At 57.7% G+C, this 26,750-nt stretch carries 22 protein-coding genes; 10 read left to right on the top strand and 12 right to left on the bottom strand.

The window, feature by feature from the left end; all coding sequences use genetic code 11:
• The first annotated feature begins 166 nt into the window (after positions 1-166).
• From ACTG2T_RS08395 to ACTG2T_RS08420, 6 genes are all read left to right on the top strand, one after another.
• A complete protein-coding gene (locus ACTG2T_RS08395; RefSeq protein WP_005339643.1) occupies positions 167-709 on the top strand; it encodes a cupin domain-containing protein in 543 nt (180 codons plus the stop codon).
• A 124-nt stretch (positions 710-833) separates the two neighbouring features.
• On the top strand, positions 834-2,330 hold the full coding sequence (locus ACTG2T_RS08400; RefSeq protein ID WP_042054867.1) for an aldehyde dehydrogenase: 1,497 nt from the start codon (positions 834-836) through the stop codon (positions 2,328-2,330).
• Between the two features lie 126 nt (positions 2,331-2,456).
• The gene (locus tag ACTG2T_RS08405) at positions 2,457-2,627 is read left to right on the top strand and encodes a hypothetical protein (RefSeq protein WP_005341999.1); all 171 of its coding nucleotides are present in this window, start codon (positions 2,457-2,459) and stop codon (positions 2,625-2,627) included.
• A gap of 125 nt (positions 2,628-2,752) precedes the next feature.
• Entirely contained in the window at positions 2,753-3,649 is an 897-nt protein-coding gene (gene rarD / locus ACTG2T_RS08410) for an EamA family transporter RarD (RefSeq protein WP_330125125.1), read from the top strand.
• Between the two features lie 181 nt (positions 3,650-3,830).
• The gene (locus ACTG2T_RS08415) at positions 3,831-5,450 is read left to right on the top strand and encodes a methyl-accepting chemotaxis protein (RefSeq protein WP_330125124.1); all 1,620 of its coding nucleotides are present in this window, start codon (positions 3,831-3,833) and stop codon (positions 5,448-5,450) included.
• Between the two features lie 122 nt (positions 5,451-5,572).
• Positions 5,573-6,682, top strand: coding sequence for a YeeE/YedE thiosulfate transporter family protein (locus tag ACTG2T_RS08420; protein WP_330125123.1), 1,110 nt, complete (start codon positions 5,573-5,575; stop codon positions 6,680-6,682).
• 79 nt (positions 6,683-6,761) lie between these two features.
• On the opposite strand, the gene ompA is transcribed toward ACTG2T_RS08420, so the two are convergent.
• Both ompA and ACTG2T_RS08430 read right to left on the bottom strand, forming a co-directional pair.
• Complete coding sequence (ompA, locus tag ACTG2T_RS08425) at positions 6,762-7,868, bottom strand: porin OmpA (protein ID WP_330125122.1); 1,107 nt, start codon at positions 7,866-7,868, stop codon at positions 6,762-6,764.
• Between the two features lie 126 nt (positions 7,869-7,994).
• The gene (locus ACTG2T_RS08430; RefSeq protein WP_330125121.1) at positions 7,995-8,561 is read right to left on the bottom strand and encodes a TetR/AcrR family transcriptional regulator; all 567 of its coding nucleotides are present in this window, start codon (positions 8,559-8,561) and stop codon (positions 7,995-7,997) included.
• 76 nt (positions 8,562-8,637) lie between these two features.
• Here ACTG2T_RS08430 and ACTG2T_RS08435 point away from each other — a divergent pair, with 76 nt between their 5' ends.
• Positions 8,638-9,090: an HPP family protein gene (locus ACTG2T_RS08435; protein ID WP_227342965.1), complete on the top strand. Its 453-nt coding sequence runs from the start codon at positions 8,638-8,640 to the stop codon at positions 9,088-9,090.
• A 132-nt stretch (positions 9,091-9,222) separates the two neighbouring features.
• Here the strand turns inward: ACTG2T_RS08435 and ACTG2T_RS08440 are convergent, their stop codons facing one another.
• Positions 9,223-10,131 carry a tetratricopeptide repeat protein gene (locus ACTG2T_RS08440; RefSeq protein WP_330125120.1) on the bottom strand — a complete coding sequence of 303 codons (909 nt, stop codon included), beginning with the start codon at positions 10,129-10,131 and terminating at the stop codon, positions 9,223-9,225.
• On the bottom strand, positions 10,118-10,708 hold the full coding sequence (locus ACTG2T_RS08445) for a hypothetical protein (protein WP_160882413.1): 591 nt from the start codon (positions 10,706-10,708) through the stop codon (positions 10,118-10,120). Before ACTG2T_RS08445 ends, ACTG2T_RS08440 begins: the two co-directional genes overlap by 14 nt.
• Positions 10,709-11,147: 439 nt before the next feature.
• On the opposite strand from ACTG2T_RS08445, the gene ACTG2T_RS08450 reads away from it, so the two are divergent.
• Positions 11,148-12,143: a helix-turn-helix transcriptional regulator gene (locus ACTG2T_RS08450; RefSeq protein WP_323887919.1), complete on the top strand. Its 996-nt coding sequence runs from the start codon at positions 11,148-11,150 to the stop codon at positions 12,141-12,143.
• Here the strand turns inward: ACTG2T_RS08450 and ACTG2T_RS08455 are convergent.
• The 8 genes from ACTG2T_RS08455 to ilvG form a co-directional block, all read right to left on the bottom strand.
• Positions 12,140-13,471, bottom strand: coding sequence for an McrC family protein (locus ACTG2T_RS08455; protein WP_439973782.1), 1,332 nt, complete (start codon positions 13,469-13,471; stop codon positions 12,140-12,142). The two genes, ACTG2T_RS08450 and ACTG2T_RS08455, sit on opposite strands and share 4 nt — an antisense overlap.
• The gene (locus ACTG2T_RS08460; protein ID WP_330125118.1) at positions 13,468-15,000 is read right to left on the bottom strand and encodes an McrB family protein; all 1,533 of its coding nucleotides are present in this window, start codon (positions 14,998-15,000) and stop codon (positions 13,468-13,470) included. Before ACTG2T_RS08460 ends, ACTG2T_RS08455 begins: the two co-directional genes overlap by 4 nt.
• Positions 15,001-15,043: 43 nt before the next feature.
• The gene (locus ACTG2T_RS08465) at positions 15,044-16,861 is read right to left on the bottom strand and encodes an McrB family protein (protein WP_439973783.1); all 1,818 of its coding nucleotides are present in this window, start codon (positions 16,859-16,861) and stop codon (positions 15,044-15,046) included.
• Between the two features lie 569 nt (positions 16,862-17,430).
• Positions 17,431-18,951, bottom strand: a complete 1,521-nt coding sequence (gene ilvA / locus ACTG2T_RS08470; protein WP_042079768.1) for a threonine ammonia-lyase, biosynthetic — start codon at positions 18,949-18,951, stop codon at positions 17,431-17,433.
• Between the two features lie 3 nt (positions 18,952-18,954).
• Complete coding sequence (gene ilvD, locus ACTG2T_RS08475) at positions 18,955-20,796, bottom strand: dihydroxy-acid dehydratase (protein WP_330125116.1); 1,842 nt, start codon at positions 20,794-20,796, stop codon at positions 18,955-18,957.
• 144 nt (positions 20,797-20,940) lie between these two features.
• Entirely contained in the window at positions 20,941-21,885 is a 945-nt protein-coding gene (locus tag ACTG2T_RS08480; RefSeq protein WP_330125115.1) for a branched-chain amino acid transaminase, read from the bottom strand.
• Positions 21,886-21,897: 12 nt separating this feature from the next.
• Positions 21,898-22,176 carry an acetolactate synthase 2 small subunit gene (gene ilvM / locus ACTG2T_RS08485; RefSeq protein ID WP_156854224.1) on the bottom strand — a complete coding sequence of 93 codons (279 nt, stop codon included), beginning with the start codon at positions 22,174-22,176 and terminating at the stop codon, positions 21,898-21,900.
• On the bottom strand, positions 22,173-23,819 hold the full coding sequence (ilvG, locus tag ACTG2T_RS08490; protein WP_330125114.1) for an acetolactate synthase 2 catalytic subunit: 1,647 nt from the start codon (positions 23,817-23,819) through the stop codon (positions 22,173-22,175). The genes ilvM and ilvG overlap by 4 nt, the downstream gene beginning before the upstream one ends.
• Positions 23,820-24,203: 384 nt before the next feature.
• Here ilvG and ACTG2T_RS08495 point away from each other — a divergent pair, with 384 nt between their 5' ends.
• The gene (locus ACTG2T_RS08495; RefSeq protein WP_330125113.1) at positions 24,204-25,718 is read left to right on the top strand and encodes a YifB family Mg chelatase-like AAA ATPase; all 1,515 of its coding nucleotides are present in this window, start codon (positions 24,204-24,206) and stop codon (positions 25,716-25,718) included.
• Between the two features lie 126 nt (positions 25,719-25,844).
• Positions 25,845-26,744, top strand: coding sequence for an acyltransferase (locus ACTG2T_RS08500; protein ID WP_330125112.1), 900 nt, complete (start codon positions 25,845-25,847; stop codon positions 26,742-26,744).
• Positions 26,745-26,750: the final 6 nt, after the last annotated feature.

Genomic DNA, 26,750 nt, shown 5'->3' on the forward strand with positions numbered 1-26,750 from the left:
GTTTAGCAACTGTCGGCCAATGCCTATTAAATTAAACACCTGAATCCATAAAAAAGGGCCCGTTATCGCCCTGTCTGGTGCCACCCCTAGCTAGACGCATCAGCAGGGTGGTATAAGATATTTAACACAATTTTAATAATAGTAAACAGTCAAGGAGTGTCTATAGATGGATATCGGTCACCGCCTCAAGGCGGTTCGCACCAAGGCAGCCCTCTCCCAGCGCGAGCTGGCCAAGCGCTCCGGTGTGACCAACGGATTTATCTCCCAGATCGAGAAAAATCAGGTTAGCCCCTCTGTCGCCTCCCTGCGCAAGGTGCTGGAAGGCATCCCCATGTCGCTGGCCAGCTTCTTCACCGAAGAGACTGAAATGGGCACCGAAGTGATCTTCCGCGCCGCCGATATGCCGGATCTCGGCACGCATCCCATCAGCTACCGGCTGGTCGGGCACAGCCGTGCCAACCGCGCCATCGGCATGTTGCAGGAGGTGTTGCCACCGGGCGCCGACACCGGCGACGACATGCTGAGCCACGAGGGTGAAGAGTGCGGCATTGTCATCAAGGGCGAGGTTGAAGTGACCGTGGGCGAGCAGATCTACCTGCTGGGCGCCGGGGATGGCTACTACTTCGACAGCCGCACCCCCCACCGTTTTCGCAATAGTGGCGAACAGGAGTGCGTGCTGATCTCGGCCAACACCCCCGCCAGTTTCTGACATTCAGACGCGCATCGGCAGGGGAGCAATGTTTAATGAATTGTTACAAGATGGATTTACAAGCGGCTGGATGTTTAGCATATTGATACGCGGAAACTGACTTTTGCCGGTTCAAGGAGTGAACATGAGTGACCTGACCCTGGCCCAGTGGCAACACAAGGCCGCCCATCTGACCCTGCCCTCGCAAGCCTTTATCAACGGCAGCTATCGGGATGCCGTCAATGGCGCCACCTTCGATTGCATCAACCCGGCCAACGGCAAGCTGCTGACCAAGGTGGCTGCCTGCGATGCCGCCGATGCCGAACTGGCGGTACAGGCTGCGCGTGACGCCTTCAACGACAAGCGTTGGAGCGGCCTGCCGCCGAAACAGCGCAAACAGATCATGCAGCGCTTCGCCGAGCTGATGCGCCTCAACAAGGTGGAGCTGGCGCTGCTGGAGTCGCTGGATATGGGCAAACCCATCGGCGATGCCATGGGCTATGACGCCCCCGCCGCCGCCAACTGCATCGCCTGGAACGCCGAAGCGATCGACAAGATTTACGATCAGGTCGCCCCGGTGGAGGAGTCCGCCCTGGCACTGGTGACCCGCGAAGCGCTCGGGGTGGTCGCCGCCATAGTGCCCTGGAACTTCCCGCTGGTGATGGCCTGCTGGAAGCTGGGCCCGGCGCTCGCTACCGGCAACTCGGTCATTCTCAAGCCTTCCGAAAAATCCCCCCTGACCGCCCTGCGTATCGCAGGTCTGGCCAAGGAGGCGGGCATTCCGGACGGTGTGTTCAACGTGCTACCGGGCTTTGGCCACACCGTGGGCGAGGCGCTGGCCATGCACATGGACGTGGATTGCATCACTTTCACCGGCTCCACCAAGATCGGTAAACATCTGGTGGAGTGCTCCGGCAAGTCCAACCTCAAGCGCGCCTTTATGGAGTGCGGCGGCAAGAGCCCCAACATCATACTGGCCGACGCACCGGATCTGGACGCCGCGGCCAAGAGCGCCGCTGGCGCCATCTTCTACAACCAGGGCGAGGTGTGCACCGCCGCCTCTCGCCTGCTGGTGCAAAACAGCATCAAGCCGCAATTTATGGAGCGACTGCTGGCCCATGCCCGCGAGTGGATCTCGAGCAACCCGCTCGACCCTGCGACCCGTATCGGCGCCATGGTGGATCACATCCAGATGGAGCAGGTGCTGCGCTATATCGAGATTGGCAAGCAGGAGGGGGCCAAGCTGCTGCTGGGTGGCAACCGCACCAATATGGAGAGTGGCGGCTTCTATATCGAACCCACTATTTTCGACGACGTGACCCCGCAGATGCGCATCTTCCGCGAGGAGATCTTCGGCCCTGTGCTGGCGGTGACCGGCTTCGATACGCTGGAGGAGGCCATTGCGTTGGGCAACGACACCGACTACGGCCTGGCCGCGGCGATCTGGACGGCGGATCTCAACAAGGCGGTGAAAGGCTCCCGCGCCCTGCGAGCCGGTACCGTGTTCGTCAACAACTGGGACGGTGGTGACATGACCATGCCATTTGGCGGCTTCAAACAGTCCGGCAACGGTCGCGACAAGTCACTTCATGCGCTGGAGAAGTACACCGAGCTGAAAAGCACCTGGATTCAGCTGGAATAACACGACAAAGCAGCACTATCGGATCAAAAAGGGGGAGAAATCCCCCTTTTGCATTTTTGGCCTTCCATCACCGGGCTCAATCCTTATAATGATAAAAAAGCCAACATGTTAAATATAAAGACAAAAATGCTATTTTTTCTGGGAAGCGTACTTTTTCTGGTGATCGGTTTGCCCCTGCTGTTCTTCGTGCTGGGGCACGGCGAGGCCTACGTGACCTGGGGCCCCTGGATCTCCGCCATCGCCCTGATGTTGTGGCTGTTGATGGACGTCGACAAGATCCGCCGCGGTAAAGGCTGACCTGCCAGCCACACTCCTCCTATCCTTCAAACTTTGTTTATTCGCTTCTTTCCCCGCAGAAGGATCGCTACACTGATTTTTTGCGATGTTTTCCCGCATCCAACGCTTCAGTAAAGGTCATCCGCATGCCGCAACAGATCCAGCGTCAGGGCGTCATCTACGCCCTGTGCGCCTATACCCTTTGGGGCATAGCCCCCATCTATTTCAAGACCATCTCTGCCGTCCCGGCCGCCGAGATCCTGACCCACCGGATGATCTGGTCCTGCGTGCTGCTGATGGTACTCACCCTGGCAGGACGCCAGTGGCACAAGGTGCAGGCGGTGCTGCGCCAGCCAAAAGTGCTGCTCACCCTTGCGTTTACCTCAGTTACCGTCGGCGGCAACTGGCTGCTGTTCATCTGGGCCATCAACAACGGCCATATGCTGGATGCCAGCCTCGGCTACTACATCAACCCGCTGTTCAACGTACTGTTGGGAATGGTGTTTCTGAGCGAGAAGCTGCGCCGCCTGCAGTGGTGGGCGGTGGCGCTGGCCTTTGCCGGCGTGGCCATCCAGCTTATCGCCTTTGGCTTCTTGCCCTGGATTGCGCTGGTGCTGGCGTCGAGCTTTGCCATCTATGGGCTGGTGCGCAAAAAACTGGCCCTCGATGCCCTCACCGGTCTGCTGATCGAAACCATGATCATGCTGCCGCCTGCGGCCATCTATCTGTGGGGCTTTGCCGACAGCCCTACCAGCCATCTCACCCAGAACGACTGGCACCTCAACCTGCTGCTGATCGCCGCAGGCGCCGTCACCACGGCCCCCCTGCTCTGCTTCACCGCCGCCGCGACACGGCTCAAGCTCTCCACCCTGGGCTTCTTCCAGTACATAGGCCCCAGCCTGATGTTCATCCTCGCCGTTACCCTCTATGGGGAAGCGCTGGCGATGGACAAACTGCTCACCTTTGCCTGCATCTGGAGCGCGCTGGTACTGTTCAGTCTGGATGGGCTGCGCAGCGGCAAAGCCACGCCAAGCCGGACCTGACACCACCTCACCACCAGCGACCCCGGCTCATCAGCCGGGGTTCTTTTTCGTGCCACCAGCGGCCTTCAGACTGCGACGTCCCCCTTCTCCAGAGCCGACTCGCCATCAACAGACCACATCCGAGTCTCACTATCCCGCCAGAGAGCTATGCTATCCATGAACGGAGCCGAATGGAGGCAACATGCTCAAGCACATTCACGACAGATCCCTGCTTTTTGGTCAGGTTCTGGGGATCATGGTCATTATCACGCTGATCTCCATCAGCTTTTTCGGGCTTTATTCGGTCCGGAGCGCAGCCGACCAGATGGGACAGGGGAAGGATGTGGTAGCCGATATTCTGCCGCCGCCTCTCTACCTCATCGAATCCCAGTTGCAGGTCTACACCCTGCTCCATGCCAAACCGGAGGAGCGGGAGGCCCTGCTGCAAACCCTCGCCCGACTGCAGCAAGAGTTCGAGAGCCGTAACCGCTTCTGGCAAGAGAGCAGCCTGAACGAGCCCCTCAGGGAGCTGCTGCTGGGGGAGCAAAAAGTGCAGGGGGAGCTGTTCTGGCAGTTGCTCAACGACAAGTTTGTCCCCGCCATCAAGGCGGGGGATCTGGCGCAGGCGGGCGCGCTTGCGGCACGCCTGCACACCCTCTATAACGCCCACCGGCTAGGGGTGGACGCCACCGTCATCCGCGGCAACGAGTATGCCGCCGAGCAGATGGCCCATCTCGCCAACACCACCCGACTCTGTTACGCCCTGCTGTTGTGCGCCGCACTGCTGGGGGCCGGGCTCATCTTCTGGCTGGGACGCCCCACCCAACAGCGGCTGCTGGCCGCAGGCAAAGCCACCGCCGCCATCGCCGAAGGGGAGTTGAACCGCCCCATGCCAGAGCCGGGCCTCGATGCCATCGGCGAGCTGATCCGCCAGATCGGGGCCATGCGTGACCAGCTGGCAACCCTGGTGGAGTCCCTGCAACGCAGCGCCAGTACGCTGGATGATCGCGCCACCAGCCTGACCGCCATGGCACAACGGCACACCGATGACAGTCAGGCTCAGGTCGGGGCGGCCCACCATATCGAACAGGCCATCGAACAGCTCACCCACTCCATTGAACAGGCGGGTAGCCAGCTGCATCAGGTGGGGGAGCAAACCCTGCAGTCAGCAGAGCGGGCACAAGAGGCGACACTCGCCATCCACACCGTGGAACAGGTGATCGGGGAACAAGTCACGGGAGTGAAGCAGGTCTCCCATACCATTTCGGATCTGGCCGGCCTCTCGCAGCAGATTGCCGGGCTGGCGGGCGCCATTCACGATATAGCGGAGCAGACCAATCTGCTGGCGCTGAACGCCGCCATTGAAGCGGCGCGGGCAGGTGAACAGGGACGCGGTTTTGCCGTGGTGGCCGATGAAGTGCGCTCGCTGGCGACCCGCACCGGCAGTGCCACCACCGAGATCAACACTATCATCGGCAAGATCCAGGATGTCAGCCTGCGCGCCGCCAGCGAGATGGATACCGAGCTGGCCCGGGTCGAACAGGCGGTCACTCACACGATGAAAGCGCGCCAAAGCGTCGCCCGGATCGCGCAGAGCTGCGAGGAGATCAATCAGCGCATCGCTCAGGTCGATCAGTTGATGAGCGATGAGACCCGGCTGGTGCAAGGGATCCACCATCAGGTCGGGGAGATGTCGCGGTTGGCGGCCGAGGCCAACCAGAGCGCCAGTCAGGCCGCCGAAGAGGCGACCATGGTCGCCCAGCACGCCCGCATCCTGACCAAACAGACTCACCACTTCCATCTCGACACCACCCGCCATTGATCCCCGGCGCTGACGGGAGTCAGCGCTCCCCTTTTTCTCTGCATTGACTAAATGGGTAGCATTGGACTCCACGAGGGAATAGGATCCGCCCCTCTGAAAACCAACTGCAAGGATCAACAGACATGAATCGAAAATGGTCGCTCCCCATCGTGGCAATCGCGGGGGGAGCGTTACTCTGGCTTGGCAACACCTTTGGTATGAAATGGGCTCTGATGGCCCTGATCGGATTCGGCTTCGGCTTCACCCTCTCCTTCAGCCGCTTCGGCATCGTGTTCGGTTGGCGCGAAATGCTGACCAAGCGCAACAGTTACTATGTGCGGGTTCACCTGCTCACCATCGCCATCGAAATTCTGCTGTTCACCACCTTTCTCTCCTTTAGCCACGCCCTGTTTGGCGATGCCATGGTGGGTAACGTGATGGCTATCGGCATTCCTTTCATCGTCGGTGTCTTCCTGTTCGGCATCGGCATGCAGCTGGCAGGCGTCTGTGCCACCGGCACTCTTTATTGCTGCGGCGAGGGACAACCCCGCTTCTGGCTGGTGCTGATCTGCTACGGCATCGGCACCCTTATCAGCAACCAGTTCCGCCCCGAACTGGAGGCCACCTTCTCCAGCCATGTGGTGCTGGCCAAGGATTTGACCGGCAATATCTGGAGCGGCATGCTGCTCAACCTGGCGCTGGTCGCCGCGCTATTCCTGCTGTTTCGCAACAGCGAACTCAAGCGTACCGGCGAACTCAAGCCCCTCTTCAGCGGCGGCAATCTGTTCTGGCGCGATGGCCGCTTCACCGTGCTGACCGGCGGCATCATCATCGCCATACTCAACTCAACTGTCGTCGCCCTGCATGGCTCGGCCTGGACCATCACCGGCGCCGTCTATGACATGGCGCTGCGCGGCGCCTCCCTGTTCGGCCTGTTCGAGGGCAACCCCAAGCTGGCCCAGCCACTCTTCATCAATCCCATGGTCGGCATGTTCTGGCTCGGCATTCTGGGGGCCATGCTGGCTCGTTGCATCAGCGGTGGCGGCAACTTCGCCCCGATGCGACTCGGCAACAGCCTGGCCTCCATCATCGGCGGCCTGCTGATGGGGATGGGCGCCATGTACAGCGCCTGCAACCTCGGCGGCTTCTTCGACGGCACCGCCTCCGGCAGCCTGCACGGCTGGGTCTGGATGCTGATGGCCCTCGCGGGCAGCCTCATAGGCATTCGCCTGCGCCCGCTGTTCGGGCTCTGAGGCACGACATCGTAAACACCCCATAAGAAACGGGAGGCCAAGCCTCCCGTTTTTACATTTATTGCTCCCGTCGCTCTGCTTATTGGACAGGCTGGGAAACCCCTTCCAGATGGATTTCCACCCGGCGATCCGGTGCCAGACAGGCGATCAGCTCCTGCTTGGAGCGGCTGGCACAGCTGTTGCCAGTGACCGGATTGGACTTGCCACGCCCCTCGACTCGTACCTTGTCGGCATACAAGCCTTTGGATACCAGATAGCTGGCCACACTCTGGGCCCGCTTCTCGGAGAGGGCCAGGTTGTAGTTGTCGGAGCCGATGCGGTCGGTATAACCGATGACAGTTGCGACGCCATCTTTAGGATTGGCCGCCACAATCTGGCTGAACAGGGCATCAAGCGCCTGATTGGCAGCCGGCTTCAGGGTCGCCTTGTTGAACTCGAACAGCACATCGGAACTCAGACTGAAAGTCTTGGGCTCCACCACGGCTACAGGTGCCGGTTCGGCGGCCGGAGCGGGCGCCGGTGCTACGGCCTCGCCACCTTGCTGACCGAAGCGATAGAGCATCCCGAACGAAATCAGGCCGTTATCCATCTCGATGCCGGAGCGATCGAGAGACGCATCTCCCAGAGGCGTGGTGTACTGGTACTCCAGACGGGCTGCCCAGTCACGATCGATGGCATATTCGGCACCCAGCGCACCAACGAAGGCGGCGCCATGCTTGTTACCACTTTCCTTGATGAAATCGGTAGCAGTGCGGGCTGATAGCTCACTATTGGTCCAGGCATAGCCACCACCAATCCGGCCATACAGATCGAACACATCGTTAACCGGGAAGCTGATCTTCATGGTGGCCTGAATCATCTGGCTCTTAGCTTCACCTTCGATCTTGACCCCACTCATCTCACCGGATGAGGTGTACTTGCCAAACCAGTCATAACCCAGCTCAAACGCCAGATTAGGGTTAACCTGGTACCCGGCAAACGCCCCCAATCCAAGAGCATCTTGGCTAGTACCTGTGTTGCCGAGCGCTCCCAAGGTGCTGGAAACCACCTGCTTCTGATCGACGTCAAAATACTTTGACCAACCGGCCTTGCCACCGACATACCAGGTATTGTCCTGAGCAGCGGCCTGCACGGCTCCGGCCGCCAGCAAACCACTGACCAATACGGCAAGCATGGATTTATTCATATTTTCGCCTCTGCAATAAGTCGTTATGGGCGCCTGAGTGCGCACTCTTCCCTGTGTGAAGCCGTCAGGCGGCCTCTCCGCTATTCAGGGTATCCCATCCGAACGCAGCCTCAAATGACCAGCATCTCAGGAGTGTGAAGCGGCCTGCATTATCGCGCCATCGTCGGCCAAAATGGTCTTTGCCAGCATTCTGGCCTGCTCCAACGCCCGTGGCTGCTGATAGCTGTGAGCCATCACGATCGCCCCCTCCAGCAACAGGCAAAGCTCGGTGGCCTGTGCCAGAGAACAGTTGAGCTGGTTTATCACCCAGCCCAATAACGCCTGCTTGTGGGCCATCACCAGCTTGCGCACCGGATGGCGTGGGTCGGCAAACTCGGCGCTGGCGTTGATAAAGTTGCAGCCATAGAAATCAGAGCGGCCAAACCACGCCGCGAAACCATCGAACAGCGCCTGGAGGCGAGCTTCACGTCCGCTCACACCGGCCAGCCGCTGGTCAAGCAAGGCGAAGAACTCCCGGTCACGAGCGAGCAGCACCTCCTCAATCAAGGCATCCTTGGTCGGGAAGTGGCGATAGAGGGTGCGCTTGGTACTCCCCGCCTCGGCCCAGATGCGATCTATGCCGGTGGCATGAAAGCCATGACGGTTGAACAGACGGTAGGCCGTCGCCACCAGTTGTTGACGCTTCTCACTCATGATTTGCCTCTTGAAGTACACCGATCTGTCTACCTAATGTGCCTAATCAGTTCTGGCAAACCAAGAGGAAAGCATGATGACAAAATGGTATGGCCCGTTATGGGCAGGTGTGGGCGCCGCACTCACCATCGGCATATTGGGATGGCTCAATCTGAGCTGGCATGTCGCGCTAGTCATGGCACCTTTCGGGGCCAGCTGTGTGTTGTTGTTTTCCCTGCCAGATAGTCCGCTGGCGCGCCCCAAAAACGTGCTGGGTGGACACCTGCTGACGGCCTGCGTCGGACTGGTCATCGGCCTGCTTCCCCTCCCTGCTGAAATGCAGATGGCTCTGGCAACCGGGCTGGCCATCGCCCTGATGCAGGGACTGAATATTCTTCACCCTCCGGCGGGCGCCAATCCCTTGCTGATCCTGATGACAGGACAAGAGCCAGCCTTCCTGTGGCAAACGGTGCTGCCCGGCACCCTGCTGCTGATGGCACTGGCCCATGGATTTCAATGGCTCAGACAGAAGTTCCCAATTGCAGCCTAAAAACAGAGGGAGGACAACGCCTCCCTCCTTCTTCATCGCAATCGCACCATCAACTGGCCAGAAACAGTCGGTAGGCAGGGGCGTCGTTCACCTCTTTCCAAACGCAACCAAGTTCACGCAGGTAGTCGCTAACTATATCTTCATCCAACAGCTTGAGAGCGGCAGGTGTATGGAAAGTGGTCTGTTTTGTGCCAACGGCCAAGCTGGCAACTGTTCATCAATCATGGGGGTGATCTCGGCCCAATAATCTGAGGGCAAGAAACATCGCTCTTCAGGCAACAGGTCATCAGGCAAGGATGACAGCTCGCTAATCAAGGTACGTAGCTGGCAGCAAGTCACGTCCCCCCTTAGGGCAAGCCTTCCCTGCTCAACTTCTCGAACCAGCCAGGAAATTGCCGTTACATGCCGCATCACACATGCCATCTCTAACCATTGAATCCCCCGCTTACCCTTCTTGGCTTCCAGTAAAGCAAAACACATGACACTCGCCTTATGCCGCAAACTAACACCTTTCTTGAGCCATTCACGAGATGCCTTCTGCTCTGTCGGCGATCCGGACTCAAGCAATCTGGCAAGGCAGTAGATAGCCCATGTATGCCCCCTGGTTGCCGCCCGGCGATACCAATACATCGCCAACTTCTCATCCTGATGGTACCCCCGCCCATGCTGGATGTTGAAAGCCAGAGAATACATCGCACTATCTGACCCGAATTGTGCTGCCTGCAGAAAACAGGCGTTTGCCTGCTCCCACTCTCCCGCCAGAGAGTGGATATCGCCCAGGGCACACATAGCGATTACGCTTCCCTGCCGCGCAGCGGCCTCATACCAGTAGCGGCCTTCCATCGGGTGTTCACTGGTGCCCGCCAACATATTCATGGCATCGGCACAGCCTTCGCTCGCCCCCTGTAGCCACAATTGGCGAGCGTGGTTTTTATCGATCTGTTTACGCTCAAATGACGACCCGACCCCGTAATAGAATTCAATCCCGAGATTGCATAGTCTCGCCAATCGCCGCTTTTTAGCTTTATCAGAGCAAGACATGACGTGGATGCCTCGACAGCAATAAGCAACTTTCCTGCGGTAAGTAGTTAAACAGGGCATTGTGTAACACCTTGGGTGCCAGCATTGCTTTAAGTTCCTGATACTGGCTCTCAAAACCCTCTAACGTCATCCCTATGCATTCCTCCTCTGAAGCAATCTTCAGTGAGTAATCAATTCCTTGCAGAGACGCGGCATGGCGCGGCAAATCATTCTGCGCCAACAACCAACCATAACGATGAGACTGCAATAATGTCTGAACCTCATGACATTGATCTGGTTGCAAGTAATCATCCGGTGCCATCCAGCCATACAACCAATTGATAACAGCCACCCCATCAAGCCCAGGAGCATGTAGCTGTGACTGGTGTTCCGGGGGCAGAAACGAGGGGGATAACCAGATAGTAATCCTGGTGCGGTTTGCCACCCATTCCAAAAAGGCGAGAGAGGGAGAAGCTAGGTCAATCACTACAGCAACAGGGGTATTGGCATCTGTATGTGCCAACTCATCCGGGGTGCGATAAAGGATGCCTTCAGGCTCAACACCTATTGGCGGCGACTCGGTAATCAACATCAGCATGGGAGCATTCCGGGTTAATCGGCTGGCAGTTATTGAATAACACACTGACGTCATCCGGTGACGCTTGCCGCAACAACTCTGAGTGACGCAACTCCCGTTTATAACGTTGCACACATCACAGCAACAAAGTTAGCAGGAGAATTCTATGAGTCATTACTTCACCATCCTCTGCCCACATTGTGGTACGACAACCACAGTTTCCACCTCCGTAGCACGTAATGGTACCGGTGTCGGCCAGTGTCGCAATTGCCGAAAATTGGTGCGCATTCAGGTCGATCATCGTGGTGGAATCGTAAGAGTTAAATGACATCAGACCTAACAACAGCTTGTTCTGGCAACAAACTTGGCTCTGGTTCAGAAAATATCAACGTGTCACTTGAGTCAGACTAAAGCCGGGGGCTAGTATGCCCCCTCTTCAATAGGCTCTGACTCCATTGCCATGTCCGATATCCAGACCCAACGCCATTTCGCTATCCTTAGCTATCTGCCTTACGAACCCCAATCAATTTCTACGACAGAAATCGTACTCAAACTGGAGCGCGATGGCTTTGATGTCACCCTGCGCAAAGTGCAGCGCGACCTAGAGAGCCTGAGCTGCCGTCATAGCATCCTCAGCGATGAGACAGTGCGTCCGTATCGCTGGTCACGCAAACAAGGCAGTAAAGGTTGGCTGGATATGACACCCAGTACAGCCTTGGCACTTTGTATGGCCAAGCAACACCTGCAGGGGCTGTTGCCACGCCAGTTACAAGGTAATCTGGCCGATTTCTTTGCCCAAGCGGAACAGCGGCTCGCCAATTCCCACGAGAAGCTGGCGATGTGGCCCAACTGCATTGCCTCCCATCCGGCAGGTTTTCAGTTATGTCCACCCAAAGTGAATACACTTGTGCTGGAAGGTGTCGAACAGGCGCTGCTGGAAAAGCGGGTTATCGATATCGAATATACCCCCCGCCCGCCAAACGCGGCCAAGCATTATCTGGTTAATCCTCTTGCCTTGGTAACCAAGGGGTCAACCCTCTATCTCATCGCAACGCTGGTAGATAACGGGGAATATCGAAACTTTGCCCTCCATAGAGCAACCCGGATCGAGATCATTGATAAGCCAGTCACCACGCCCCCAGGATTTAGTCTTACCGACTATCTGGCCAAGGGGAACCTGGCCTTCGCCCGCCATCGCAGCATTGAGCTGGCATTGCGAGTTGATTATATCAAGGGGTATCACCTGCAAGAGAGCTGGCTAAGTGAAAACCAGCGCATCGAACCAGACGGCTCATACCATTTCATCATCCATGCCACCGTCAATGACACGGAAGAGTTGCGCTGGTGGCTGATGTCTATTGCCGATATCAGCGAGGTGATATCTCCGCCCGACTTGCGCGACACCATGCTGGCCAGCCTGCGTAAAGGGCTGGCCAATTATTCTGCACACAGCTAGCTGGCCACTGGACGCTGTGACGACCAACTTATCTCATCGGGAAGGTGCATCTGCCCGGAATCCAGGTCAAACGGTACGGCCCAAAGCCGCAAAGGCTGCCTGGCCGCATTCGCCAGCAAGAATGGTCCAATGACCCGGTTCAGCCCACGCCATTTGGGGTAAATAAGGAGCATATCTCCCACCCCTTTCTGATAGGTCTGCCCATAGGCCAGCATTTGATAAAAATCTTGCTGGCCAAGGCCGAACTTGTCTCGACGATTATCCTGCTCGAGCCGTTTCCACTTGGTATCCATAACCCGCAGACTGGCGTGCCCTTCAAGCAGCAAATCCGGCTTGAGCTGGAACATGGCTCCCTCAGTATGACCCAGTTGACCATAGTGGCAAAGATATTCAGCGCTCGATTGAGTTTTCAGGCCAAGACCTGAGGGGAGCTGACGCCTCAGTTGGCGAGCAACATAAGCCTCAAATAGTCGCTCCATGGGATAGAGCAGGCTGAGTCCTCGCCACTGCCCGTGGAGCGCCATAGGCATCTGTCGCTGCAGAATCAATTCGCACCAGGGCTTGATGGCTTGATAACGAGCCATCAAGCGGTCGGTGCGCCAGGCTCGCAGATCTCGCTCTATTTCGCGGGATGGCTGCAACTCATGGAGCATGCCTTGTAACTCGTAGGACAACCGCCAGCTATGCGCCACTCTGGTTGCTTTGCAGACCAGATCGAGCGCAAGGCGGATCAATCTGTGCTCTGCGCTCTCTGGTTGGAACAGGTCGTGGCGGATCCGGAATTTATGCTGTCGCCCGGCGGGTTGGCGCAGTTGCCTCGCCATATCCAGTTGCCCACGCAGAAATGGAGCCTCCTCTTCGACCTGCACATAATCAAAGCGCAGCCCGTGCCTGACCAGATGCTCCAGCTCGGAGAGAAATCGCCCCATCACCCACTCGCTCAAGGAACCTTCACCCAGCTCGAGACCGGCCTCTTCTGCCTCGCGCAGAGGAAGATCCATCGCGCTGGCCAGCATCTTCCTGAGCATGCGTCGGCTACGGCTTACCTCGCTCGCCATATTTTCATCCGGCGCCGCATCATGGGTCTTGGGCAGGATCTCGATGATCTGGCCACAGGGTGACTCCAACACACCCACATAGTTGTCGAGACGAAGCCACTGACGCCCATCCAGATGGAGCATGGGCGCCCCCTGCTTGCTAAATTGTCCCGCCAGCTCGCACAACCACATAAACGCCGAGCGGCTAATATGGGCGCGGTCCAGTGAAGGCGTATCCAGCGGCTCACAGGTCAGACGAGCGTATTCACGGACGATGACGTGACCTTTCACTGCGCGCTCCCCACCTCTGCCGATTGCTCAACCTTGCGCCAGTTGTGAGCCGTAATGCCCATATAAGCGCCCGCTTGAAACCAGACTACATCACCTTCCGGTTTAATCTTCCAGCCGGCGGGCAAGTAGCCCAGTTCAGCCTCTTCACCGAATAGCTTCTGCAGATCGAGATCATCATCCTGAGTCACAAAACGGTCACCCTTGGACTTGCGATGGTCATTCAGCACCAGGGCTATCTTTTGCCAATCCTCGAAGAAGTACTCCTGCAGCAAGGGCAGCACCTGTTTTTGGAAAATCCGCCCCAGGTGTTGCAGGTCAGGATCCTTTTGCAGCGGCATAAAGAGGGCGTGTCCCAGACAATAGTCACGGCCCAGCAAGGCAGTAATGCGACGGTTGATGGTCCGCAGCAATTTACCGATCTGGATCCCCTCTACATACAAGTTGTCGAGCAAGTCGGGACGGGGCGGCATCTCTTTAAAGAAGAAGCGGCGACGCAACGCCAAATCTAAGCCAGCCAGCGAGCGATCTGCCGTATTCATGGTACCGATCAGATAGAGGTTGTTGGGCACGCCAAAAGGCTTCTTCGAGTAGGGGAGAACCACTTTAAGCTCCTCTTCGGCCCCCAGGCGCTTGGCAGGCTCCAGCAGAGTAATCAACTCACCAAATATACGGGAAATATTGCCCCGATTGATCTCGTCGATAATCAGCACATAGGGATTTTCGGGATCCGCTTCTGCCCGCTGGCAGATCTGCTTGAACAGGCCATCGACCACCCGGTAGTGCAATACGCCATCCTGGCTCTCCGCCTTGATGCCTTCGATAAAATCTTCGTAGCTGAAACTTTGGTGGAAGGTGACAAACCGGATGCGCTGCTCAGCGACCAATTCACCAAATCGGTCCTGCAATTCATCGCGATCATCGTGATTGTGGTCGGTAAAGTCGCGCTCAATAATATTGAGTGCCTCTGTCACTGTGTTATAGGTTTTGCCGGTCCCTGGAGGACCAAACAGGATCTGATTTATAGCTTGTGTTACACCACTTTTTCCTTGAGGTACAATGTTCACATCATCATCAGGATTTTCACTTTCCTGATAGTCGGATGGCACATATCCTTTGCGACCTGACGGGAAAATAAAATCTGTCGTTTGACACAGCTGGCGAAGAAACGCTGAAACATGTTTCAACGTGCTTTCGTCACTGATAGCATCAACAATTAACTTTCCATTCACTTCTCTCATCTGTTCGAAGCTGGGAATAAAAGATGAACATACGCTTTTATTTACTTTTATCCCAAAGGTGCGACTTTTAAATATAACCCGAACTAAGACTTTTCCTTTTTGGTTTAGACTCGGCTCTTTCACCCCAAATCGGAGAGGGGTCGATGGACTATTAACAGCAAAAGCATCATAGACCGGAAAAATAGCGTCAAAGATATCAATAAAGTCTGAAAATAGTTTCTTGGTAACCTCTGGCCATTGCCGATATAGCTTTTCCAATCTGTTGTTGGTTAAAATATCTTCAACTTTCATATGAATTCTCTGTGTATACAATAGCAACAGGTTCTTACTATGATTATATTATTCCTGCGTATGCTGGAGCGAGTGACCAGACGGCATCCCCTTCCGGTTTAATCTTCCAGCCGGCGGACAAGTTGCCCAGTTCAGCCTCCTCACCGAATAGCTTCTGCAGATCGAGATCATCATCCTGAGTCACAAAACGGTCACCCTTGGACTTGCGATGGTCATTCAGCACCAGGGCTATCTTCTGCCAATCCTCGAAGAAGTACTCCTGCAGCAAGGGCAGCACCTGTTTTTGGAAAATCCGCCCCAGGTGTTGCAAGTCGGGATCCTTTTGCAGCGGCATAAAGAAGGCGTGTCCCAGACAATAGTCACGGCCCAGCAAGGCAGTAATGCGACGGTTGATGGTCCGCAGCAATTTACCGATCTGGATCCCCTCTACATACAAGTTGTCGAGCAAGTCGGGACGGGGCGGCATCTCTTTAAAGAAGAAGCGGCGACGCAACGCCAAATCTAAGCCAGCCAGCGAGCGATCTGCCGTATTCATAGTACCGATCAGATAGAGGTTGTTGGGCACGCCAAAAGGCTTCTTCGAGTAGGGGAGAACCACTTCAAGCTCCTCTTCGGCACCCAGGCGCTTGGACGGCTCCAGCAGAGTAATCAACTCACCAAAAATACGGGAGATATTACCCCGGTTGATCTCGTCGATAATCAACACATAGGGATTTTCTGGATCAGCCTCGGCCAGTTGGCAGATCTGTTTGAACAGACCGTCGACTACTCGATAATGCAACCCCCCCTCTTGGCTCTCCGCCTTGATACCCTCGATAAAATCTTCGTAACTGAAGCTTTGGTGGAAGGTAACAAATTGGATGCGCTGCTCAGCGAGCAGCTCACCAAATCGGCCCTGCAGTTCATCGCGGTCATCAATATGATACTCAACAATCCCTGGCTCAATAATATCGAGCGCTTCTGCTACTGTGTTATAGGTTTTGCCTGTCCCAGGAGGGCCAAATAGTATCTGGTTAATTTCTATTTTATTAATAACCTTGGCACTTAGAATAACAGCCTCAGATGAACTGTTTTTTGCCGGAGAGATACGCCCGTTATGTCCTGTAAAATAAATATCTACAGAATCATTTTTATTGAAACCGGCGCTACTCAAGACATCAATAAGTTTGAGCTTGTTACTATTTCTAAAACAAAATGGACTAATCCAATAGCTGTTGTTATCAGTGTGTCTTAAAACAGCTTGATAGCTAATATCACCAATAGACAAATTAATATCATTTGGGCTGTTCAACTTGAAACCCAGTACTTCATTATCAAGCGTCTTGATAGCAATTTCCATTGAGGTCGGGCTAGGCATGGTGACTTTTCCTGTAACCGCAACCACATTCTTACTAATTTCAGAGAATGAAGAGAACCACACCTCGTTTAGCGCTGTTAACTCAGACGCTGCGGCCATATCTAGATTGGCATAATACCAATCTTTTTTTTCATTGTGAGGCTTACAGAAACCTGACGCATCAGCTACCTGCATGAACGTTTTTTGTTCATCGGCTATTCGCTGCCGCGTTGAATACGCAGCTTCGAGGCGGGAGCCCACGACTCTAAATCCTCCATAGCTGTTAATCGCTTTTAAATTAAATTGTTCAGCAAAATACAACGTCGGCTTATCACTATATGAATAGGCAACAAGGCCTTTTGAGGCTATGAATGAAAAGTATGGCGAAAACACATTATTTATAATTTCAACAACACGACTGTCGATTGCTCTTAATGCAATCCACGTGTGATCTCCAACATGCTCGTACGGAATGTTGTGCTCAATGAGTTTGTTTTTTAGCAATTCTTCTGCATTAACTAACATGGTTAATAAACTCTTTGTTAAATAAATGGGATATGTGTACACAAAGCAATACCCATGTTCTTTTTTAATGTAGAAGAAAAGATCATCTTTAGAGAATTCTCTACCTGATATCGAGTCAATAAATACTGCCGTTTTATTTTCATCTGCATTTTTAATCGTGTAGAATTTATTGAAATAATAGTTTTCTTCATGATTATGATATGTATGGAATTAATAGATCATTAGACTATTTATTTTTATGTATATGAAATAATCTATATTAATGCCCTCTCCCCCCCCCCTCTGCTCAACATTACGATAACTGGCCTTGGATGCTTATCGGCCCTTTAAATTATACTGACTGCAGGATTGATGAAGAGGAAAACACAAGGCAATTCTTCAATAACTGCCGCATGGAACACCTCTAAACGAAATGTGCAGGTTCTTTCATTCTTGCTGGAGACATTATCTGCGACCAAGCGTCATTCCATGACGCTTGTTTCTTTTGATGAAAGCGATATTTATGGGGTAATTTAAAAACAAGGGAGGCATAACGCCTCCCTCCTGATGAGTTGTTGAAGCCCCCTTACTCAACTGGCCAGAAATAACCGGTAGGCGGGGTCGTCGCTCACCTCTTTCCAGCCGTAGCCAATCTCGCGCAGGTAGTCGTGGAAGGCTGCCACGTCTTCATCCGGCAGCTCGAAGGCGCAGAGCACCCGACCGTAGTCGGCACCGTGGTTACGGTAGTGGAACAGGCTGATGTTCCAGCGACAACCCAGGGTCTCGAGGAAGCGCATCAGGGCGCCAGGCTGCTCCGGAAACTTGAAGCTGTAGAGACGCTCACCAAGGGGCCGAGCCGGGCGGCCGCCAATCATGTAACGCACGTGGTTCTTGGCCAGCTCGCTCTCGGTCATGTTGACCACCGGGTAGCCGTTGCCACCGAGCTGATCGATGATCTGACCCAGCTCCTCGTCACCGCCGGTGAGGCGCACCGAGACGAACAGCGACGCCTGCTCGGCATCGGCGTAGCGGTAGTTGAACTCGGTCACCATGCGCGGCCCGAGCTGACGGCAGAAGTCGAGGAAGGCCCCCTTGCGCTCGGGGATGGTCACCGCCAACATGCCCTCGCGCTTCTCGCCAATCTCGCAGCGCTCCGACACATAGCGCAGGCTGTGGAAGTTGACGTTAGCGCCGGAGAGAATGGCCGCCATCCTGCCACCCCTGACCTGCTCCCGCTCGCTGTAGGCCTTGAGGCCAGCCAGCGACAGAGCCCCCGACGGCTCGGCAATAGCGCGGCAGTCGTCGAAGATGTCTTTCAGCGCGGCGCAGATCTGGTCGTTGGAAACGGTCACCACCTCGTCCAGATACTGATTGCAGAGGCGGAAGGTCTCCTCGCCGATGCGCTTGACCGCCACCCCGTCCGCAAACAGCGAGACCCGCTCCAGATTGACCGGTTCACCGGCCGCCATGGCAGCCTTGAGACAGGCGGAGCCCTCCGCCTCCACCCCGATCACCTTCACATCCGGCAGCAGCTGCTTGATATAGACCGCCACCCCGGCGGCCAACCCGCCACCGCCCACCGGCACGAATACGTGGGTGAGGTGGGTATCCTGCTCCAGCAGCTCCTTGCCGATGGTGCCCTGCCCGGCGATCACCTCGACGTCATCAAACGGCGGGATCAGGGTGTAGCCCTCAAGCGTGGCGAGGCGGCGGCTCTCGCCGTAGGCCTCGTCGAAGCTGTTGCCGAACAGCATGACGTTGCCGCCCTGCCGGCGCACCGCATCGATCTTGATGTCCGGCGTAGTCTTGGGCATCACGATGATCGCCTTGATACCGAGCTTGGCGGCCGACAGGGCGACCCCCTGCGCGTGGTTACCTGCAGAGGCGGCGATAACGCCGCGCGCTTTCTGCTCCTCGGTCAGGGTGGCGATCTTGTGGTAGGCGCCGCGCAGCTTGAAGGAGTGGACCGGTTGCAGATCCTCCCGCTTCAGGCTGACGTGGTTGCCTAGCCGCTCGGAGAGTTTCTTCAGGGTTTGCAAGGGGGTGACCCGCGCCGCCTCGTAGACGGGGGAGAGCAACACCTTGCGTAGATAATCCGCCGCAGAGACCATGATTTATTCCCCCAGCATTGAGCGATCACGCACCGCGCCTTTATCGGCGCTGGTGGCGAACATTGCGTAGGCGCGCAGGGCAAAGGAGACCTGACGCTGACGATCGAGCGGCTTCCAGCCACGGGCTTCCACGGCGACGCGGCGGGCAGCCAGCACGCTGTCGGCCACCTCCAGCACCATGCTGCGGGCCGGGATGTTGATGCTGATGATGTCGCCATCCTCCACCAGACCTATGGCGCCGCCAGAGGCTGCCTCCGGCGAGACGTGGCCGATGGAGAGGCCCGAGGTGCCGCCGGAGAAGCGGCCATCGGTGATCAGGGCACACGCCTTGCCGAGGCCCATGGATTTCAGATAGGTGGTGGGGTAGAGCATCTCCTGCATGCCGGGGCCACCTTTCGGCCCTTCGTAGCGGATCACCACTACTTCGCCTGCTTTCACGGTACCGTCGAGGATGCCGCTCACCGCGCTCTCCTGACTCTCGAACACCCGTGCCGGGCCACGGAAGGTGAGGTTCTCCTCATCCACCCCGGCGGTCTTGACGATGGCGCCATTGACCGCGAGGTTACCGGAAAGCACGGCAAGACCACCCTCCTGGCTGTAGGCGTTATCCAGCGAGCGGATGCAGCCTTCGGCTCTGTCCAGATCCAGCTCCGGCCAGCGACAATCCTGACTGAACGCCTTGGTGGTGCGGATCCCGGCCGGGCCGGCGCGGTAGAAGTCCACCACCTCCTGACTCGGCTGGCGGCTGACGTCATATTCATTGAGCTGTTCGACGAGGGAGCAACCCAGCACGGTACGAGCATCCCCATGCACCAGACCCGCTTTCTCCAGCTGGCCCAGAATGGCGACCACGCCACCGGCGCGGTGTACATCTTCCATATGGTACTTCTGGGTAGAGGGTGCCACCTTGCAGAGCTGCGGCACCTTGCGCGACATGCGGTCGATATCGGCCATGGTGAAGTCGACGCCCGCCTCCTGCGCCGCCGCCAGCAGGTGCAGCACGGTATTGGTGGATCCGCCCATGGCGATATCGAGCGCCATGGCGTTCTCGAACGCCGCCTTGGTGGCGATGTTGCGCGGCAGTGCCGAAGCATCGTCCTGCTCATACCAGCGCTTGGCCAAAGTCACGATGCGCTGGCCCGCCAGCTTGAACAGCTGCTCGCGGTCGCTGTGGGTAGCCAGCATGGAGCCGTTGCCCGGCTGGGAGAGGCCGAGCGCCTCGGTCAGGCAGTTCATGGAGTTGGCGGTAAACATGCCGGAGCAGGAGCCGCAGGTGGGGCAGGCACTGCGCTCCACCTGTTCGCTCTGGGCGTCCGACACCTTGGGGTCGGCACCCTGGATCATGGCGTCCACCAGATCCAGCTTGATGATCTGATCCGACAGCTTGGTCTTGCCCGCTTCCATCGGGCCGCCGGAGACAAAAATGACCGGGATGTTGATGCGCAGGGCGGCCATCAGCATCCCCGGGGTGATCTTGTCGCAGTTGGAGATACAGACCATGGCGTCGGCACAGTGGGCGTTGACCATGTACTCCACCGAGTCGGCGATCAGTTCACGCGATGGCAGGGAGTAGAGCATGCCGCCGTGGCCCATGGCGATGCCGTCATCCACAGCGATGGTGTTGAACTCCTTGGCGACGCCGCCGGCGGCTTCGATCTCGCGCGCCACCAGCTGACCCAGATCCTTGAGGTGGACGTGGCCCGGCACGAACTGAGTGAAGGAGTTGACCACGGCGATGATGGGTTTGCCGAAATCCTGATCGGTCATTCCGGTGGCACGCCACAGGGCACGGGCCCCGGCCATGTTACGTCCGTGGGTGGTGGTGGCGGATCTCAACTTCGGCATTGTCTCTACTCCCTGAATGCCCATATGGGCTCGATGCGTTATGCGGTGATGATACGAGTGGATCTGAATCGACCCTGGTGAAGGCTCCTCTGGGAAACTCTCACCGGAAGCGACTCGGGGAGGCACAGCGCCTCCCCTCTCTCATCAGTCGTTGACGGGCGTCAGCCAGCCCCACTTGTCTTCGGTCTGGCCATTGAACAGGCCGAAGAAGGCATTCTGCAGCTGCTCGGTCATCGGGCCACGGCTGCCAGCGCCCACCTTCATTCGATCAACGGAGCGCACCGGGGTCACCTCGGCGGCGGTGCCGGTCATAAAGATCTCGTCCGCCACATAGAGCGCCTCACGGGGCAGTGCCTGCTCGCGCACCTCGTAACCCAGATCACGGGCCAGCGTCATGATGGTGTCGCGGGTGATGCCGGGCAGGATGGCAGCGGTAGCGGGCGGGGTAAACAGCACGCCATTCTTCACCAGAAACAGGTTCTCCCCCGCCCCTTCACTCAGGTAACCGTTCACATCCAGCGCCAGCCCCTCGGCGAAGCCGTTGCGTTTGGCCTCGCGGCTGATCAGCTGGGATGACAAATAGTTGCCCCCGGCCTTGGCGCCGGTGGGAATGGTGTTGGGGGCGAGCCGGTTCCAGGAGGTGACGCAGACATCCACCCCGTTTTTCAGTCCCTCTTCCCCCAGATAGGCGCCCCACGGCAGGGCCGCCACCATCAGGTCGGCCTTGGCATCCAGCGGCGGATGCAGCCCCAGCCCCACGTTGCCGACAAAGGCCAGCGGGCGCAGATAGCCGCTCTTCAGGCCGTTCTCGCGCACCACGGTGCGACAGGCTTCATTCACGTCGGGCTCGCTGTAGGGGACGTCCATCCAGTAGATCTTGGCGGAGTCGAACAGGCGGCGGGTGTGCTCCTGCAGACGGAAAATGCAGGTGCCTTTGGGGGTATCGTAGGCGCGTACCCCCTCGAACACCGAGGAGCCGTAGTGCAGGGCGTGGCTCATCACGTGCACCTGGGCATCCTGCCAGGGCACCAGTTTGCCGTTGAACCAGATGTATTGCGGGTGAGTGGCTGATTGGGAAGGCTGTGACATTGGCTTGGCTCCTTAAGCTCTGATCCGGGGTTGCTGTTCCAGTGCATCGACCCGGGAGACGTCCACCAGCTTCACCAGCTGGCTCCACAACTGCTGGATGGGACGCACCGACTCGACAGTAACCGTGATCCGCAGCTGTTGGCAATCCTGCTCCATATTAAGGGTGCAGAGATTGAAACCGCGGTGACGCACCACCCGCAGCACCCGCTCCATCACTTCGGGTCTGGGCTGGGCGTGGATATGCAGGGTGTGTTGTGCAAATGCGGGCTGGGCAAGGGTGTGCGGGTTCATGGGCGTTGCTCCATCATCTGGTGGTTGGCGACTCCCGGCGGAACCAGGGGCCAGACGTTTTCTTCCTCTGAAATAGCCACATGCAGCAGGTAGGCACTCTCGCTTGTCAGCAGGCGATCGAGGGCGCCGGCTATCTGCTCCTTGCATGTGATGGTCTCGCCCGGAATGCCGAAGGCGGCAGCCAGGGCGACGAAATCGGGGTTGTCGGAGAGGATGGTCTCGCTGTAGCGGCCGTCGAAGAACAGCTCCTGCCATTGGCGCACCATGCCGAGGCGCTGGTTATCCAGCAGCACCATCTTCACCTTGAGCTGGGCGCGGCGGATGGTGCCAAGCTCCTGCACGTTCATCATGAAAGAGCCATCACCGCTCACCAGCACCACTTCATCCTCCGGGCGCGACATCTTGGCGCCGATGGAGGCGGGCAAACCAAACCCCATGGTGCCGAGACCGGCGCTGGAGAGGTGGTTGCGCGGGCTGGTGAAGCGCATGTGCTGGGCCACCCACATCTGATGCTGACCCACGTCGCAGGCCACCACGCTGCTCTCCGGCAGCCGGGCAGAGAGCTGCTTGAGCAGGGCCGGCGCATAAATGGCCTGCCCCGGATGGTCGTAGCGAAACGCATATTCGCGGGCCATGTTCGCGCAGTGTTCACGCCAGGGGGCAATGTCGAGAGTCATGGCGAGGCGCGGCAGCACCTGTTTGAGATCCGTGGTGATACCCACCTCGGCGGCGCGGCGCTTGCCGAACTCGGCGGCATCCACATCGAGATGGATCACCTTCGCCTCGGGGGCGAACTCCTCCAGCTTGCCGGTCACCCTGTCGTCGAAACGGGCACCCACCACCAGCAGCAGGTCGCACTGCTGCACCGCATAGTTGGCCGCCTTGGTGCCGTGCATGCCGAGCATGCCCAGATAAACGGGGCTATCGGGGTCGAGCGCGCCGATCCCCTTGAGGGTGGTGACCGCTGGCATGCCGGTTGCGGCAGCAAAGTCGCGCAATTGCTGCTCGGCATTGGCCATGCCCACTCCGCCACCGACGTAAAGCACCGGACGCTCGGCGGCAGCCAGCAGGGTGCGGGCTACGGCCAGATCCGAGGGGTTGAGCACCTCCGGCTCTTCCACTGCAAACAGCGGGCTCTGGGCAGGCACCGCGGCCAGTTGCACATCCTTGGGGAGATCGATCAGCACAGGGCCGGGGCGACCTTCGGTGGCGATGGCGAAAGCTTCTGCCAGCACACGCCCCAGATCGGCGGCATCGGTCACCATGAAGGAGTGCTTGGTACAGGAGAGGGACATGCCGAGCACGTCGACCTCCTGAAACGCATCGGTGCCGATGGCGGAACAGGGCACCTGACCGCTGATGGCCACCAGCGGCACCGAATCGAGCAGCGCCTCTGCCAGACCGGTCACCAGATTAGTGGCGCCGGGGCCGGAGGTAGCGATGCAGACCCCCACCTGACCGGAGGCGCGGGCATAACCGACCGCCGCCATGGCTGCGCCCTGCTCATGGCGGCAGAGCTGATGGGCCAGACCACCGTCATACAGGGCATCGTAGACCGGCATGATGGCCCCGCCCGGGTAACCAAACACCTGGGTCACACCCTGTTTCTTGAGAGCCTGTACCAAAAACTGCGCGCCGTTCATGTGGAAAATCCTGTCCTTTGGTCGAAAAAAAACCCCCGGGCTGTGAGGCTCGGGGGTCGCTTGTTTCGTTCTGTCCGGTGGTGGGTCTATCCCTTGTTCCGTGCAGCTAAACGAGCCCCGAGCGGTGAGATAATAATCACCACTAGGACCACAATAATGCTGACGAAACGGGAGGCCATGTTCATAGTTACAACCGGAAATCCTGTGAAATTGGGGCGGTTTCTACCGCGAATGGCTATTAGAACTAGCACGGTGTTTTTTATTGGGCAAGACTTTTTTCTATGACAACCCACTGATTTTGGCTATTCCCCAGCCAGAACTCTGGAATAAAAAACCAACAAAAAGCAGTTAGTCAGAACATATATCAACTCAAGGACGGGATTTATGTCATTAGCTGTGGTTTATAGCCGTGCCAGCCTCGGGATCGCGGCCCCGCAAGTTACGGTGGAAGTTCACCTCTCCAACGGCCTGCCCGCCTTCAACATGGTCGGCCTGCCGGAAACCTCGGTGAAAGAGTCTCGGGATCGGGTGCGCAGCGCCCTGCTCAACGGCAATTTCGAGTTCCCAAGTAAGCACATCACCGTCAATCTGGCGCCCGCCGACCTGCCCAAGGAGGGAGGCCGCTTCGATCTGGCTATCGCTATCGGCATTCTCGCCGCTTCCAAGCAGATACCGGCAAAATATCTGCTCGATCACGAATTTTTAGGGGAGTTGGCCCTGACAGGCGAAATTCGTCCCGTACTCGGGGTACTGCCCGCCGTGCTCGCCTGCCGGGATGCGGGGCGCACCCTGCTGGTACCGCGGGAGAACGGCCCCGAAGCGTCCCTCATTCAGGATGCCGAGGTGCGCACCGCCCATCAGCTGCTGGCCGTCACCGCCTGGCTGGCAGGCCAGTACGAACTGCCGCTGCCGGCTCCCCAAAACGCGGAGAGCCTGCCCGATGTGCCGGATCTGCAAGATGTGATCGGCCAGTCACAGGCCAAGCGGGCACTGGAGATCGCCGCCGCCGGCAGCCACAACCTGCTGTTCATCGGCCCGCCCGGCACCGGCAAGAGCATGCTGGCGAGCCGCCTCCCCGGCATTTTGCCGCCGCTGAGCGAGCAGGAGGCGCAGCAGACCGCCGCCATCCACTCCATCGGTGGCCTCACCCCGCGCGCCGGTCACTGGCACCACAGGCCCTACCGCACGCCGCACCACAGCGCCTCCGCAGTAGCGCTGGTGGGCGGCGGCAGCCACCCGCGGCCCGGCGAAATTTCGCTGGCCCACAACGGGGTGCTGTTTCTCGACGAGCTGCCCGAATTCGAGCGCAAGGTGCTCGACTCCCTGCGCGAGCCGCTGGAGACGGGCCACATCACCATTAGCCGGGCCGCCCGTCAGGTGGATTTTCCCGCCCGCTTCCAGCTGGTCGGCGCCATGAATCCCAGCCCCTGCGGCCACTATGGCGACGGCCAGACCCGCTCCAGCCCGGATCAGATCCTGCGCTACCTCGGCAAACTCTCCGGCCCCTTTCTCGACCGCTTTGACCTGACGGTGGAGGTGCCGCTGCTGCCCAAGGGGAGCCTGACCGGCAAGGCGGAGCGGGGCGAATCGAGCCAGCAGATCCGCGATCGGGTGCTGGCGGCGCGGGAACGGATGCTGAGCCGTAACGGCAAGCTCAACAACCTGTTGGATAGCCGCGAGATAGAGGATATTTGCCGCTTATCGGCGCAAGATGCCGAATTTTTGGAGAATGCCATCCAGAAGCTGGGGCTCAGCATCCGGGCCTGGCATCGCATTTTGCGGGTGTCGCGTACCATCGCCGATCTGGCCGGACAACCCGCCATCGGCAAGGAGCATCTTATCGAAACGCTCGGTTATCGCGCCATGGACAGGCTGCTGTCGCGATTGCGCAGCAGCTGACAGCAGGGAAAGGGTGAGTCCGACCCCGTAACGGCTCTGAATGGCCTCGCAGGCAATCGGCTGATATTATGGCCACAGATCTGACCACTTGATGGCCCTTTATCGACAGCAAGACGGACCCGACTCATGCCCAACAAGCTGACAGAGCGACTGCGCGGCAGCCTCTCCACCCTGCTCTATTTTTTCAACACCCTCTTCTGGTTTGTCCCCATCTTCTCGCTGGGTCTGCTCAAGCTCCTGCTCCCCCTCAAGGGGTGGCGCACCCTCTGCAACTGGCTGCTGGATGGCTGTGCCAGCTGCTGGATCAGTTTCAACAATCTGATCCAGAAAACCATCATCAAAACCCCTTTCGAGGTGGTCGGAGTGGACAAAGGGCGCCGGAATGAGTGGTATATGGTGATTGCCAACCATCAATCCTGGGTCGACATACTGGTACTGCAGCGGGTTTTTAACCAAAAAATCCCCTTCCTGAAGTTTTTCCTCAAGAAAGAGCTGATTTGGGTACCTTTTCTCGGTCTGGCATGGTGGGCGCTCGACTTCCCCTTCATGCGGCGATATTCCAGAAAATTTCTGGAAAAACATCCCCATCTGAAGGGAAAAGACATTGAAACGACCCGTAAGGCCTGCGCCAGGTTCCGCCACATTCCTGTGAGTGTGATGAACTTCGTCGAAGGCACCCGCTTCACCGGCAGCAAGCATCAGAAGCAGGGCTCGCCCTATCGTCATCTGCTGCTCCCGAAAGCGGGGGGCATCGCCTTTACTCTGGCCGCCATGGGTGATCAGTTGCATCAACTGGTGGATGTCACCATCGCCTATCCGGACGGCATCCCCAGCTACTGGGACTTCATGTGCGGCCGGGTCGGGCAAATAAAGGTTCAGGTCCGCTATTTGCCGATCGACCGCAAGCTGGTGGGGGATTACTTCAATGACCCCGAGTTCCAACAAGAGTTTCAACAGTGGTTGAACGGGATCTGGCACGAAAAGGACCAGACCCTGAGCCAACTGCTGGCAACCAAGGCGCAGTAAACATTC

This window comes from Aeromonas sp. 75A, assembly GCF_051919425.1.
Lineage (GTDB): Bacteria > Pseudomonadota > Gammaproteobacteria > Enterobacterales > Aeromonadaceae > Aeromonas > Aeromonas veronii.